The sequence below is a fragment of the Flavihumibacter stibioxidans genome (assembly GCF_014332695.1).
Classification (GTDB): domain Bacteria; phylum Bacteroidota; class Bacteroidia; order Chitinophagales; family Chitinophagaceae; genus Flavihumibacter; species Flavihumibacter stibioxidans.
Map to the genome: position 1 here is coordinate 267,406 of NZ_MBUA01000001.1, position 15,636 is coordinate 283,041.

Annotated in this window: 9 protein-coding genes; 3 read left to right on the forward strand and 6 right to left on the reverse strand. The window is 49.4% G+C overall.

What is annotated here, in order from left to right; translation table 11 throughout:
* Window positions 1–6 precede the first annotated feature (6 nt).
* On the forward strand, window positions 7–2,760 hold the full coding sequence (locus tag BC349_RS01155) for a hypothetical protein (protein ID WP_187254917.1): 2,754 nt from the start codon (window positions 7–9) through the stop codon (window positions 2,758–2,760).
* Window positions 2,761–2,772: 12 nt separating this feature from the next.
* Window positions 2,773–4,503 carry a caspase family protein gene (locus BC349_RS01160; RefSeq protein WP_187254918.1) on the forward strand — a complete coding sequence of 577 codons (1,731 nt, stop codon included), beginning with the start codon at window positions 2,773–2,775 and terminating at the stop codon, window positions 4,501–4,503.
* Between the two features lie 126 nt (window positions 4,504–4,629).
* Here the strand turns inward: BC349_RS01160 and BC349_RS01165 are convergent, their stop codons facing one another.
* The 6 genes from BC349_RS01165 to BC349_RS01190 all read right to left on the reverse strand — a co-directional run bounded on the left by BC349_RS01165 (window position 4,630) and on the right by BC349_RS01190 (window position 13,939).
* Entirely contained in the window at window positions 4,630–5,451 is an 822-nt protein-coding gene (locus tag BC349_RS01165; RefSeq protein ID WP_187254919.1) for a DUF5694 domain-containing protein, read from the reverse strand.
* A gap of 154 nt (window positions 5,452–5,605) precedes the next feature.
* A complete protein-coding gene (locus BC349_RS01170; RefSeq protein ID WP_187254920.1) occupies window positions 5,606–6,997 on the reverse strand; it encodes an efflux transporter outer membrane subunit in 1,392 nt (463 codons plus the stop codon).
* Window positions 6,998–7,021: 24 nt separating this feature from the next.
* Window positions 7,022–10,168, reverse strand: coding sequence for an efflux RND transporter permease subunit (locus BC349_RS01175; RefSeq protein ID WP_187254921.1), 3,147 nt, complete (start codon window positions 10,166–10,168; stop codon window positions 7,022–7,024).
* 25 nt (window positions 10,169–10,193) lie between these two features.
* Complete coding sequence (locus BC349_RS01180; protein WP_187254922.1) at window positions 10,194–11,336, reverse strand: efflux RND transporter periplasmic adaptor subunit; 1,143 nt, start codon at window positions 11,334–11,336, stop codon at window positions 10,194–10,196.
* A 124-nt stretch (window positions 11,337–11,460) separates the two neighbouring features.
* The gene (locus tag BC349_RS01185) at window positions 11,461–12,597 is read right to left on the reverse strand and encodes an aldo/keto reductase (RefSeq protein WP_187254923.1); all 1,137 of its coding nucleotides are present in this window, start codon (window positions 12,595–12,597) and stop codon (window positions 11,461–11,463) included.
* A gap of 208 nt (window positions 12,598–12,805) precedes the next feature.
* On the reverse strand, window positions 12,806–13,939 hold the full coding sequence (locus tag BC349_RS01190) for a histidine decarboxylase (RefSeq protein ID WP_187254924.1): 1,134 nt from the start codon (window positions 13,937–13,939) through the stop codon (window positions 12,806–12,808).
* A 329-nt stretch (window positions 13,940–14,268) separates the two neighbouring features.
* Between BC349_RS01190 and BC349_RS01195 the strand changes: the two genes are divergently transcribed.
* Window positions 14,269–15,588: an OmpA family protein gene (locus tag BC349_RS01195; protein ID WP_187254925.1), complete on the forward strand. Its 1,320-nt coding sequence runs from the start codon at window positions 14,269–14,271 to the stop codon at window positions 15,586–15,588.
* The last annotated feature ends 48 nt before the right edge of the window (window positions 15,589–15,636 follow it).

Consider the following 15,636-nt stretch of genomic DNA (forward strand, 5'->3'; position numbering starts at 1 on the left):
GTTGTCATGCCAGTTGAAACACTAAAGGAAAAAACCCTGCCCCTGTCCAACGGGGTGGGATGGCCTTATCTCGAAGAAGATCTGGGCAGGATCAGCATTTATCCCGTACTAACGGGCAGCAACAACGCTTTTACATTTTTCCTGGGTCATTACGAAGCAGATGGCGGCCAGACCACAGGGTCGGAACCGGAACGCTCTACCCTGCAAATTCGGTTATCACTTGAATTGCCGGGGACAGATAAACCGGGACCTGTCATTCGCACCCATACCCTGATACAAATCTTGCTGCAGGAAGGCAGCAGCAGCACCCTGGTGTTGGAAAAATCCTTTGCCGGAACAGATACCAGCCTGCAGGCGGTACTGGATGCCAGGTATTCAAAAGCATTGCTGCTGGCTGTTCGGCAGAAGGCATCCGGTCTAACTCTGAGGATACAGTCGGAGGTTTACCTTTCATCTAGCCAACATCAATATACGATCCGTAGTCAGATGTCAATGGAAGAACTGTTACGGGTATGCGAAAACCATCAGGTCATTTATAAATATTTTGATCCTGCCTCAAACAATTACCGGTTAATACCAGAGCAGGTAAATGGAAGCGATGCCACCCGTAATATCAGTCAAACCCTGTCAGGAAAAATTGAGAAGGGCAGGATTGTGAACGCTGCCTTTGCACAGGTGCCCGCAGCATCCTTACCGATGCTCTCCGTCAAAAAACAGGAACTGATGCCATACGATGCCAGGATCAGGTTGCACCGGCTGGAAAACTGGAGCATAGCAGTATCGGAACAGGAAAAGATAAAAGACTATCCTATCATCACGGATGCTTCTTCGCAGTTCTGGCCGAACCGCAGGAACCAGCAGGAACTGCTGGTATTACCCGAACCCCGCCCGGTGATTCCCAACCTTCAAACTCCGGCCAATCAATCGCCATTTCGCTTTACCTTCCAAAACACCGGAATGACAGATATTAACGGAAAACCGGTGCTGGAGGGATCCCTGGCATTGACGCTGGATTACTCCCTGACAGGAACATTGCAATCTGCCGCATCAGCTGCCCATCCTGGAAAAAGTATCAGGTCCATACGCTTCGACCAGGTTAATTATCTATTGGAAATACCCTATGTCAATGAAGAACAGGAATCGGTGTGGTTGCAGATTGCTGCCAGTGAAACCAGTGTTACCGGCGAACAAACCCAGTTGGTATTTCGACTGCTTAATAATGCCATCAGATTGTGTTACGCAGCCATCTCGGGCAATCAACCGACATTAAAACTCCAGGTCATGCTGGTTTTTTCGGGCTATTCGCGGGTGGAACCACAACTGTTGCAATTACACAATATTGTCGGAAGCAAGATCTCGCAGATCCAGCCAGGCAGGGGTTTCCGGCCAGTGATGGCCAGCAGGATCGATTCCGGGATGCATGCTATTGCGCAGCCAGCTGTCCTGTTGCAGCCTGTGGTGCTGGCCCAGCTCATAGAACCGACAGTGCAATACAAAGTGCAGAGCTATGTTCGTACCCTGAGCATCGCCGTTGAATTCCCCTGCACCATGTTTGGTCAATACTACCTGGAAGAAAGCGAAGGGATCGAAACAGCAATCGGTTGCAAGGAAGCCTATAAACTGGGCGAAACACCTCTTGCCTGGTACACCCGGCTGCCTGAACTGGATACCCCTTCATTCAAGGTATATCGCTCCACCAATGTGCCCAATGATTTTCTTGTGATCCCGTCGCAATATGTCATTGGAAGACAGTTGGCGGAAGATAAGGGAAAAGAAATCTACCGGCCAACCATCCTGCTCTTTTCCACCCTGGACGCGGTGGGTGGAAACAGCAAGTGGGTGCTGGATGCCACCCTGGTTCCCGATATCAGTCTGGATAAACGCTATGAACTGGAAAAAGCCTGTGCCAGTCTCACCCCCTATCCCCCCAATATACAGTACCTCACGGAATTGCCGGCGGGAAGCAGTGAAGCAGTATTGTCGATGGATCATATGACGGGAACGGTTACACGAGTTTATCCCTATGGCAAATACATCAGGATGAATATTGAAACGGATATCAGTTCCATCCTGATTCTTTTGGACATGCTGGAAAGGGATGCCATAAACGGACTACTGACCATCACGCTACCCGGTGAGGAAAAATACAGTACAAGGCTCCAACCCAGTCTGCAGCAGATCGGTGGCGAATGGACCAATGGGCATTGCAGGATTTCGTATGATGGTGCCGGTAAGCTGGAAATTCTCAATCAAACGGAAAGCCGGTTGCAGTTTTCGGGCATCACGGCCCTCGTGGCACCGGATACAGAAGAAACAATAGGACTGGTGGCAGAACTGGAAGGATTTGGCCGGCTGGAGCAGGATATTCCAGCAAGGCAGTACCAGCGCTTTATCCCCCATTATACACTGGTGGATCCTGCTCCGGTAGAACTGGAACAGATAAATAATTATATCGAGGATGTACAATGCCAGGTCATTTTTCTCAGCACGCTGGATTTTAACGGGGAAGGACTGGCAGTGGCGGAGATCAGTTACCGGCTGAAGGGAGCCACACAGGAAAGCCTGGTGCAACTTACGCAACAGCAACGCAGCCAGGAAGTATTCATCCAGATGCCCGTTACACATTTCTTAATGGAAAGGGTGATCGAATACAGGATAACCAAACTCATAAAAGTGGATCGCAGTGAAACGGTCATGGATACCGGATTTTCCGAACAGGACCTAAGTAATAAAGGAAACATCATCTACATCAATCTTTAAAAAAAAACTATTATGTCAAGAGGAATCTCCCTCCACATCGGACTTAATCGTGTGGATATCAGCCAGTATCCCGGATATACCATTCCGGATTTATCGGGTTGCATCAACGATGCCAATTCCATGCGCGACATCGCCGTGCAATGCGGATTCAGTACCACTGATCAATTGCTGGACGGACAGGCCACCGCCATGAATGTGTTGCAAAAAATCAACGAGGCTTCCAGCCAGTTGTGCAGTGGTGATATCTTCCTGCTTACCTATTCCGGACACGGCAGCCAGGTGCCGGATGAAACTGGTGAAGAAGAAGATGGCATGAATGAAACATGGGTACTGTATGACAGGCAACTTATCGACAATGAACTCTACACCTGCTGGCAGAAATTTGCAGCCGGGGTGCGCATTTTTGTGAGTTCTGACAGTTGTCACAGCGGCTCGATGGTACGCATGCTGCTGTTGAATTACATGAATGAAAATAACCCGGGAAAGCGAGCCATACGTAAGGCATTCAGTGAATCAGACATTGTTCAGTTTTCGAAGCGCCTGGAAGCACATCCATCCCGATCCCTGCTGGTTGGACCGGCCAGGAAAAGCATTCCCATTGCAGCCAGCCTGCAAAACTATGTGAAGAATAAAGCATTGTACCAGAACATCCAGTTCCTGACCAGGAATGCCAAAGCTGCCAATGAATTTCCGGCCTCCCTGATCTATATATCCGGATGCCAGGACAACCAGCTCAGTGGAGATGGCGCCACCAATGGTGTATTCACTGGCCGGTTGCTGACCGTCTGGAACAATGGTGCTTTTAACGGTCATTACAAGACCTTTTATGATAACATCATTGCCGATATGCCATCTGACCAGACGCCGAATTATATGACGCTGGGCAGCAATCTGGCATCATTTGAAGCCCAGAAACCATTCACCATTCTGGGCAGCAGTGCCGGCAGCGGAACCTCAAACAATAATGCTCCATCCGCACTACCGTCCATGCAGGCACCGGTCAGTTGGAATGCTGATTGCCTGCCCCCCTGCTTCAATGTGGACAGAGCAGGGAATCCCCAGTACTATGTAGAGTTTGCAACCGATAACAAACTCTTTGATGCGGCTAATCATGAAAATGAAAGAACGGCTGGCAATTTTTATGCAAGCTACAGTGATGAACAGAACAGTTATGCGCTGGAAAATGGCAATACCTATACGATGAAAGCTTATACCTGGGAAGCTATGAAAAATTCACCCATTATCTATTTCAGGATTGGATCTACCATTGATTACAACTGGAATGGATGGAAGGTTTCCTTCAATGACAGCGATTATGCCAGTGCGCCATCAATGCAGGTGATACCTGGGGGTGAGGTACCTGTTGCCGGAGGAAGTGTAAGCAATGGCGCCGTATCCGGGGGAACAGGTGGAGCGGGTACTGGTACCAGTGGAGAAAGCGAAACGAGCAGCAGCCGGATCATCCAGTCGGTAGGCAGTGGCGGTAGCAACCAGTCGGGCGATGTCAGGTTGGTGCAGCAATTGTTGAGCCAGGTACCAGCAGCGGAAGGCGGAACGCCGAATATCCAGATAGATGGCATTTGCGGAGCAGGCACTATTGCTGCGATCAAGAAATTCCAGACTGCCAATGAGTGTGCGGCATCCGGACTCTTCCGTCCGGATAAAGGATCTGTCATTCTGCTATATATAAAATCCGGTGTGGCCAGCTATTCCATGCGGATGATGGAGGAACTGGAATACTGATGGTGATGAATGCCTGATAACAGGGGGCGTTTCTCCTAATATTCAGATAAAGGAAGGTGTTAGGGGAAACGCTCTCAATAATTTCTATCCTACTGTTCTTTACAGACTACAATTGCTTGTTACTGCTTATCTTAAAAAATCATTTGTCCGTACAAGTTTATACTCGGGGGAACTATCAAAAAATAAATTCAGCAGATTCAGATGTCCCGCTCCATATATTACCAAAATCCGATCAGATTCTTTGGCCTCAATTCTTTGGATATTTCTAAAAATTTTTAAATTTCTACTAAACCATCGACCTGTTTCAAAATCAACCCCGGTAAAATCTCGTTCCCGGGATTCATATTTGAAGAGACCTATCAGGTAGTTTCCCAAACTATTTTTTATGTTTATTTCATCATTGGCTTGCCTCAAGTCTGCTAATATTCCTTTTGTTTTAAATATTGGAACAATTTTAAAACGCTTCGGCGCATCAGGATTGTTTTCAAAATAGGCTTCGAATTTTTTTGCTTCAATACTATCCTTTCCGTTTATAATGCTATCGATTCTATTATTAAAATTCCCCCACTCATCCACACAATACAACTTCTTCAATCCGAAATGTTTTGCTATCCTAAAGCCAATCTGCTCTTCTTCATTTCTTTTAAGCTGATAATTACCAGACAAATATTGACTAAAAGTTGAATCAGTATATTGTTGTTCAGATGGTTGCCTCTCAATAACAATAATTGTCGGTTTGAATCCCGAAATTTTCCTCACAATATCCTCTATCTCACTTTGATACCCTGGTTCAAGAACATCAATCTGGTCATTTTTGTCAATCCTCGCTACATCTAAATTCGGGAAATTAAAATGAAAGGTCCCCAAAGTCAGCACTTCTGTTTTGGGGGTCTGTGCGGCAATCACTGTAACGAATAGGGTCAACAATAAAGTAAAAGGTATTTTCATGTTTTTACCTGTAATACGTCCGGAGTCGAAGCTTTGTTACAAGGTCATATAATTAAACCCAAAGATTTAATTTGGGCAATCAATACAAATATAATTTGCCGCCTCACGGGCACCGTTCCGGTCCAAGGAGCCAAAAGCTAAAGATGTCAGACACCTATCGCCATCCCCCGCCCAGGGCCCGGTACAAATTCACGCCTGATTGCAATTGCTGGAGGCGATCGTTGACCCGGCCGAGCTCGGCCAGCAACAGACTCTGGCGGGCGGTGATGATTTCGGTGTAGTTGGCGAAGCCGTTCTTCAACAGTTCTTCCGAATATTCCACCGACTTCTCGAGGGCCTGCATCTGCTTCGAACGGATCACTATCTTTTCACCGGCAGTGGCATAGAGCGATAAAGCATCGGAGACTTCCCGGCCTGCATTCAATACTGTATTGCGAAAGCCGAACAGGGCTTCCTGCTGCTGCGATTTGGCTACTTCCAGGCGGGTCTTGTTGAGCCGGCGGTTGTAAATGGGTTGCAACAATCCCGCTCCGATACTGGCTGCAAAGGAGGAAGGATCAAACAATTTGGAGAACTGCAAAGCCTGCTGTCCGGCCGATCCATTGATCGTCAGACTGGGATAAAAATAGGTGCGTGCCACATTGGTCATTTCAAAATAGTAACGGAGGCCCAGTTCGGCCTGTTGTACATCCGGACGGTTAGCCAGTAATTGCGCAGGCACCCCGGTCTGCATCATATCCGGCATCAATTGCCCAAAGAGTTTACTCCTTTCAATGAACCCGGGTTCCCGACCCAATAAAATGCTGAGGGTGTTTTCGGTTTCACGAATGCTTTGTTTCAAGTCGGGAATGGTCACTTCCGCAGCATAACGTTGCGCTTCACTTTGTACCACGGCAGCCTGCGTTACACTGGCCGCTTCTTTCAATTCCATCATGGTCTGCACGGTGGTATCCCAGTTGACCACGGTTTGTCGTGTGATTTCCAACTGATCATCGAGGGCCATGAGCAGGTAATAGAGACTGGCGATATCTGCCACCAGCCCGGTGCGCAGCGCATTGGCGGCAGCTTCGGTTTGCAGCAGGCTGGCCAGACTGGCTTTCTTGCTGCTCTTCAGCCTGCCCCAAATATCCGCTTCCCAGCTTGTCGATAATCCCAGTGAAAACTGGTCGGCATGCGTCCGGATGCCGAAGCCCTGGGCCTCGGAGAGTTTTGAAGTAGTGACACCTGCATTGGCATTGAGCGTTGGCAAAAATGCTGCCTTGCTTTGGTTGAAATAGGCCCTTGCCTGTGTGATGCGCTGGTAGGCCATCTGCAGGTTCAGGTTCTGGTCCAGTCCGGCAGCAAGGTGACGCTGCAGGATGGTATCGGTAAAATACCGGTTCCAGGGAATGGTCGCAATGGTATTGGTATCAGTAGCGGCCTGGTCGCGGTAAGACTGCAAAGGGAGGTTCTCCGGCACCCGGTAGGGTTCCGTCACCTTACAGGCAGTCAATAGAAAAACGGCCAATGAAACAATGGATATGTATCGAACGAAAACCTGGTTCATAGAAAGTTCGTTGGTGGATGATGGTTATAAAATTTCCTCGCTGGTAAATGCCGGCCTCCGCCTGCTGGTAATCTTTTCCTGGATGTACTGGAATACAACGAACAGCACCGGAACGATGAATACACCAAATATGGTACCCACCAGCATGCCTCCAACCGCACCGGTACCGATGGAACGGTTACCCGTTGCGCCCGCACCGGTGGCGACCATCAGCGGTATCAGTCCGAAGATAAAGGCGAAGGATGTCATAAGGATGGGCCGCAGACGGGCTTCCGCGCCTTTCAGGGCCGATTCCACCAGGGCCATTCCCTGCCTCCTTCTCTCCAATGCAAATTCCACGATCAGGATGGCATTCTTGGCCAGCAATCCTACCAGCATGATTAGCGTGATCTGCAGATAGATATTATTGTTGACGCCAAAGATCTTCCCGAATATAAAAGCACCTGCCAGGCCGACCGGAAGCGACAACAATACCGCGAAGGGCAGCACATAACTTTCGTATTGGGCCGCCAGCAGCAGGAACACAAAGACCAGCACAAGCAGGAAGATGAAGCCTGTTTGTCCGCCTGCAGAAAGTTCCTCCCGCGTGATGCCGGAGTATTCATATCCATATCCCACGGGCAGCACTTCCTTCGCCACTTCTTCAATGGCGCGGATAGCATCACCGGAACTGTATCCCGGTTTGGGCGAACCCGTTACACCGATAGAGGTAAAGAGGTTGAAGCGCGAAATGGATTGCGGACCATATACCCTGCGCAGGTTGATGAAACCTGTGATGGGTGCCATGGTTCCGTTTGCGTTGCGTACATATATCTTGTTCAGGCTTTCGGGGTTGTCGCGGAAATTGGCTTCGGCCTGGTACATCACGCGGTATTGCTTTCCGAACTGGTTGAAGTTCGACGCATATACCCCACCGTAGTAGCCCTGTATGGTACTTAGGATATCATTCACCGTTAGTCCCGCTTCCTTGGTCTTTGCCACATTCACATCGATCTCGTACTGCGGAAAATTCGGGTTGAAGGATGTAGTGGCGTACTGGATCTCCGGACGCTGGTTCAGGGCTGCCAGGAAATCATTGCCCACCTTGGAGAAGATGGCGATGTCTTTGCCGCTCCTGTCCTGCAATTCAAAGGAGAAACCTCCCGACATACCGAAGCCCTGGATGGTCGGCGGTGCAAAGAAGATGATCCTGGCGTCGCGGATACCGCTTGTCATGCCGAACATCTTTCCAATAATGGATTTCACATCCTGCCCCTTCCCCTTTCTTTCCTCCCAGTTCTTCAGGCGCATGATTACCATGCCATAGTTGCTGCCTGCGCCGCTGATGAGTCCGCGTCCGTTGATCTTAAGAATGTTCTCTACTTCTGGAATGTTTTTTGCGATTTTCTCTACTTCCGCCAGTATCTCTTCGGTTCTTTCAACAGAAGCAGACGGCGGCAGCGCAATGTCTGACATCACCACTCCCATATCTTCATCGGGAACAAAGCCGGTTGGTGTGGTCTTCAGCATGAAATACAGGAGGCCTGCAAAAGCCGCGAGTCCGGCCCAGGCTACCCATTTTCTTTTAATCAAAAAGAAAACCGCCCGCTTGTATTTCTGGGTGGTGGCGTCAAAGCCGGCATTGAAGGCCGTATAAAAGCGACGCAGGAAATTCTGTTTCTTACCCTGTTCATCGGCGTGCGGTTTCAGCAACAGGGCGCACAAAGCCGGGCTCAGGGTCAGGGCATTCACCGCAGAGAGTATGATGGCGATGGCGAGGGTGAGTCCGAATTGTTTGTAGAAGACTCCCGCCGACCCGGTGATGAAACTAACGGGAACGAACACCGCCGCCATCACCAGTGTTATGGAAATGATGGCACCGGAGATCTCATCCATGGCATCCCTTGTGGCGCGGTGTGAGGAGGTATAACCATGATCGAGTTTGGCGTGTACGGCTTCCACCACCACGATGGCGTCATCCACCACAATCCCGATAGCAAGCACAAGGGCAAAGAGGGTCAGCAGGTTGATGGTGAAACCGAAAATCTGCAGAAAGAAAAAAGTTCCCAAAATGGCCACCGGCACTGCGATGGCGGGAATCAGCGTGGAGCGCAGGTCCTGCAGGAAAATGAACACCACGATGAACACCAGGATAAAAGCTTCTATCAGCGTGGTGACCACTTTGCTGATAGAAGCATCCAGGAAATCGTTCGCGTTCATCAGGTTCGTATAACCGATACCGTCAGGAAAGGATCTGGACGCTTCATCGAGTATTTTCAGGCTGCCTTCGATAACTTCCTTGGCGTTGGAACCGGCGGTCTGGCTGATGGCCACACCCACAGAAGGATGCCCGTTGGTCATGGAAGTACTGGCATAACTGAGGGCGCCCAGTTCAATGCGCGCAATATCCTTCAATCGCAACAACTGGCCGGTACCCGCGGAGCGGATAATGATCTCGCCGAATTCTTCCGTGCTTTTCAGACGGCCCTTATACTTCATCACATACTGGAAGGATTGCCCGCCCTGCTCACCGAATTGTCCGGGTGCTGCCTCAATATTCTGTTCCGCCAGGGCTGCACTGATATCACCCGGCACCAGTCCATAGGATGCCATCACATCGGGCTTTAACCAGATGCGCATGGAATATTCCATGCGTCCGAAAGCCATAGCCTCGCCCACGCCGGTCACTCTTTTGATCTGTGGAATCAGGTTGATCTCGGCATAATTCTGAAGGAAGGTCTGGTCGTAAGCTGGATTGGTGCTATACAGTGAGAAGATTACCAGGTTGCTGCTCTGGGTTTTGGCAGTGGTCACTCCCGAGCGGGTCACTTCCTGCGGCAGCAGCGGGGTGGCGCGGGCCACGCGGTTCTGCACGTTCACGGAAGCGAGGTCGGGGTCGGTTCCCACTTTAAAATTGATGGTAATCCGCGCGGTTCCGTCGTTGCCGGCAGCGGAAGTCATATAAGTCATATTCTCCACCCCGTTGATCTGTTCTTCGAGTGGTATCACCACGCTGTTCAGCACCACATCGGCATTGGCACCCTGGTAAGACGCAGAAACCACCACGGTGGGCGGAGCGATCTCGGGGTATTGCGAAATTGGCAATGAATTCAATCCCAGTAAACCCAGGATTACAATAATGATGGAGATAACGGTTGATAAAACCGGTTGGTCTATAAATCGTTTAAACATGTACGTTGCTTTATGGAGAAAACTATTACTGGCGGAAGATGCTGTCGGCCTTCACTTCTTTTGGTTTGATCTGTTCGCCTTCGCGCAGAGTAGCCACTCCTTCCACCACAATGCGATCCCCGGCTTTCAATCCCTGCTCTGCTACAAAAAACTGCCCGCCGCTGTTTTCCAGGATCTGGATCTCGGTGCTCTTTACTTTTCCGGCGCTGTCGAGCAGGAATACAAATTTCTTACCCTGGATCTCAAAGGTGGATCGCTGCGGAACCAGCAGGGCTTGCTCAATTTGGCGGGGCATTACGATAGTGCCGCTGCTACCGCTTCGCACGAGATGGGCCGTATTAGGGAAAGTGGCCCGAACACGGATGGATCCGGTTTCGGTATTGATCAGTCCGCTTGCCGTTTCCACTTTTCCCTTTTCGGAAAACTCCTGGCCGTTTGCCAGGATCAGGGTTACGGGCGGGATATGAGCCCCCTTGATATTCAGCGATAGATCGAGGGCCTGTTTTTCGTTGAGAGAGAAATAAGCAAATATCCTGTCAATATTGGAAACGGTGGTCAGGGGCTGCGCGGTATTGCTGTTCACAAGGCTTCCGATCTTGTAGGGAAGTACTCCGATGACACCGTTAACCGGACTGGTTACAGTGGTATAACCGATATTGGTTTTGGCATTGGCCAGGGAGGCGCGTGCCTGTGCCAGCGCAGCCTGGCGGGCCTGCAGGTTGAAGATGGCAGACTGCAGCACGTACTTGCTCACGATACCCTTTTCAACAAGAGGCTTTACCTTGTTGACTTCCATTTCAGCAGCGTTCACATCTGCCACGGCGATGGAGATATTGGCTTCCGCAGTGCGCACTTCCTGTTCGTATTGTGGGGCACGAATCTGGAATAGTCGCTGTCCCCTTTTAACAGTGGCGCCTTCATCCACATAAATGCGTTCAATATAGCCGTCAATTTTTGGCCTGATTTCTACATTCTGTTCGCCCTCAATGATGGCAGGGTATGCAGAATTCACCACAAAAGGTTGCGGACTTACTTCCACTACCGCATAGTCTTTAACAGTTGGTGCGGCGCCGGGTGCAGGCCCGGCAGGTTTGTTTTCTCCCCCGCAGGAGGACAACAGTAATACAGACGAAACAATGATCCAGAGCGGATTCAATGGAATTTTCATGTAGGTTCTAGTTAATATTCTGAAAGGATAACAATGGGGGCAAGCGGATGCAAAGGTACAACAGTAAATTGTTAAAGTGTCAAAAGGACACCAGCCTGCCTCCACCTATCTCACACGCCCTGATTTATTTATTCGTTTGTTGTGCCTGTACACCCGTATAGCGGTCACCCACGATTTTGATTTTTGAAACTGTTTCGTTGAAGGATCTCAATTCATCAGGGGTAAATTCAAAATCCGCCGACCAAAGATTTTCCTGCAGGTGGGCCAGTTTGGTAGTACCTGGGATGGGAACAATAAAGGGTTTTTGCGCCAGCAACCAGGCAAGGGACACCTGGCTGGGCGTTAGTCCCCTCGGATTCCCAAACGCATACAAAACATCGATCAAAGCCCAATTGGCTTTAATGGCATCCGCCTTGTAGCGGGGCAGTGTGGGGCGGTTATCGTTATCAGGATTGTATTTTGTACGTTCGTTGATCATGCCGGAAAGAAATCCCCTGCTGATCGGACTGTAAGGCACAAATCCAATTCCGAGTTCCTCACAGGTTTTCAGCACTGCCTGCTCAGGCCCCCTGGTCATGAGCGAGTACTCGCTCTGGAGCGCGGTTACAGGCTGTACCGAATGGGCTTTGCGAATGGATTCCACACCGGCTTCGCTTAAACCGAAATGTTTCACCTTGCCTTCCTTAATCAAATCTTTCACAGTGCCGGCCACTTCTTCCATGGGAACATTGGGGTCAACCCGGTGCTGGTATAGCAAATCGATGTAGTCTGTATTCAGCCGTTTCAGTGATTGCTCCACCACTTCCCGGATATGTGCCGGCTTGCTGTTTAAACCGGCCAGTTTATCGTTTTGAATATTGAAGCCAAACTTGGTGCACAGTATGATGTTTTTCCGGAAAGGAGCAATGGCTTCGCCCACCAATACCTCGTTTTTTAAAGGACCATAGGCTTCAGCCGTGTCGAAAAAATTTACCCCCAGATCGTAAGCCTTTCTGATCAGGGCCAGGGATACTTTTTTATCGGGAATAAAACTGCGGTGATAGCTCATGCCCATGCAGCCCAGTCCCAGTGCAGATACTTCGATCTGGTGTTGGCCGGATCCCAGTTTCCGGCGGTGGGAAATGGCAGAAACATTCTTTTGACTGGCACCGGATTGTCCGGCCTGAGTACTGCTGATGGCAGGTGCTGCCATGAATCCAGCACCCAATACTGCACCGGCTTTCAAAAAACCACGGCGGCCCGAATTGTTTGATTGTGTCATTTCGAAAACTTTTAATCGGTTATGAATAGAAAGAGCTTCGATGTGGGCACAAAGTTCCATCCGAAAACATTTCCGTACTAACGCAATTGAAACAATCTCTTACAAAAATCAAACATTCTATTCGTGGCCCAGACCTGATCCGGGTTTCACGCAAAGAAAACGGCAGGCTGACCAACCCGTAGGTTGAACACAGTACAGTGAGGCAATATTAATTCAGCACAAAATCGATCGGCCTGATCTGGCTCAAGAGCTGTGCAGGTTCATTGCCCAGGTCTTTTATGAATGCATCAATATGTCCGCGGGTAACGCCCGGCATACAGATCAGGTGCGAGATAGCGCCATCTGTGGCCAGTTGCCATTTGTGGCAGATCTTTTCGGAAGGCTGCGGAAATACCACAGTAAGCGCATTTTCATTACGCCAGGCCTCCACCCCTATTGCCCTGAGTTGCTCCACTGCATAGGCTGCCGTATCCAGTGCATCCATCGCGCGTTGCAGCATACCATCCCGCCCCATCTTCTTAATAGCATACCAGAGGAATACGGGTGTGATGGCATTACGCGAACCGGTGATGGTGGTGTCAAGGTTACCAATATAGGGAATCGAACGGCCAATGCGGTCTTTGTGTGATTTCTTCACCAGCACCACTCCGAAAGGTACGGGACTGCCGATGAATTTATGCCCGCTGAAAGCGATGCTGTCGGCACCCTGCGAAAAATCAAATCCGCCCCTGCCCATCAGTGCCAGGTAGGGACCAGCCAGGGCGGCATCACAATGAATATAATGCTGCTTGATGGCAAACTTTTTCAGGATGGACCTGATCTCGGTGATATTGTCCTTCGCTTCGGTCATGGTGGTTCCGATATTAGCGAGGATGATTGCCGGTTGCTGCCGGTGGAACTGCATGGTTTCGCGCAGGTCATCGTAATCCATCTCCCCGTTATCCCGAGCGCGGATCACGATGCTTTCCATCCCCAGCAAATGGATATTCTTCTGTACGCTGTAATGGGTTGATTCGCTGTAATACACCATGCCATTGGGATAGAGCTCGCGCGCGAGATAAAGGCTGTAGAGATTTCCCTCTGTACCGCCGGTGGTCACATAGCCCCACCAGTTGTCTTTCGGCGCATTGAACAGGTCGGCATAAAAACTGAGGGCTTCCCGTTCAAAATTGCGTGTGTGCATGTCCGTATGTGAATCCACGAAGGGATCACCTACATTATTCAGGCTGTATTTGAACAATTCAAATAATTCGGAATAGTCAAAATCTACCGCTCCGGGATAACCGATAAAATGGGTGGAGCGTTTTTTTGTTTTCGCTATGAAACTCGCTAACTGGTCCATAAAAAATAATTAAAACAGGAAAAATGCTGACGGGTAGTCAGGTTAACAGGCACAAAAAAAGGAATCAGAGCGAGGATTCGGCCAGGGTAATCAGCAGACAGGCATAGTGGGTGCGCTTGTCGCTAAAGTATTTGGATGGATAGTCGGGACACATATTGTTTCACTCTTTAATCAGAACCTCATAGCAAAATTAGTGCTTTCCCGAATTAAATGCAAATATCGGCCTGAAAGCCCTCCCCTACGTAATTCTACGGAGAAGGAAATATCGTTATTGCCGCTTAGCTGGCATAGCTTTTACTGAAATTACTTTGCAGGTACAAACCATCGATATGAAAAAAATGATCATTCTGTTGGGTTTACTGCCTTCGTTGGCAGCCTGGTCCCAATCCGACTTACCCGGGAGGTTCAAAAACAAGGTAAAGGCAAGGGCCGAGCAACGGGTGGACGAGGGAATGGATAAGGCAATTGACAAGACAGAGGAAGAAATCACCAAAAAACCAAAAGCGAAGAATAAGAAAAACGGAGAGGTAGAGGAAACTGAAACTGGCGACCAGGGCGGTAAAAAAGCAGGTGATACAGGAAACTCGACTGACAAAGACCTGAAAGTGTATTCACGGTTTGATTTTGTGCCGGGAGAACGGCTTTTGTTTGCGGAAGATTTTTCCCAGGATGTGGTGGGTGAATTTCCACTGAAATGGTTTACCAACAACCAGGGAGAAGTTGTTTCACTGGGTGGGCAAAACGGCCAGTGGATGCGCATGTTTCCCGGCGGCCATTATGTTTCTCCCGGCCTCAGGAAACTGTCAGAGAACTATACCATCGAGTTTGACCTGCTGCTTCACTATAAATCAGATGAAGGGTATCCTTTCCCGAATGTGTACTTCAAACTGATGGAGTTGCCTGCCGGAAAAGATGCCATGAAAGACTATTTCTTCGCCCTTGCAGGTTCAAAAGAGGTCGTATTGAATATTGGCCCGGCCATGGAAGAAAGTTCTTATGCATACCTCACCAGTTCGGTCAATGAATCGGAACAATTTGCCAGTGCCGAAAAAAAATTGCCCAGGCTCGACCGCTTTTTCAGCAAACCTATTCACGTGGCTGTTTGGGTGCAAAAGCAACGCCTAAGGCTTTGGATCAACGATGAAAAAATATTTGACATCCCGCAGGTGGTGCCGGTCCAATCGAATTTCAATCATCTTGCCTACAAGGTTGAATCCTCCATTTATGAGGAACACCAGATCGGCATGTACGTAACCAATGTAAAAATCGCGGAGGGTGCGCCTGATACGCGCAGCAAACTGCTCACTGAAGGGAAATTTTCAACTACAGGTATCCGTTTTGATGTAAACTCTGCCACCATCAAACCGGAGAGTTCGGGGGTACTGGCAGAAATCGCCAAAGTGCTGAATGAAAACCCTGCGGTAAAAGTAAAGATCATTGGACATACCGACAGCGACGGTGATGCAGCAAAAAACCTGGAACTGTCCAGGCGACGCGCACAGTCAGTTAAGACCACGCTGGCCCAGCATTTCAAAATCGATGCCTCCAGGATGGAAACCGATGGCCTCGGCGAAACGAAACCCGTGGCGGACAATAGCAGCGGAGAAGGTAAATCACAGAACCGGAGGGTGGAATTTATTAAGCAGTAATACCTATTTTTCTCTGGTCGTTGCGTGTAAGCAGAAGCTGCCCCCAAA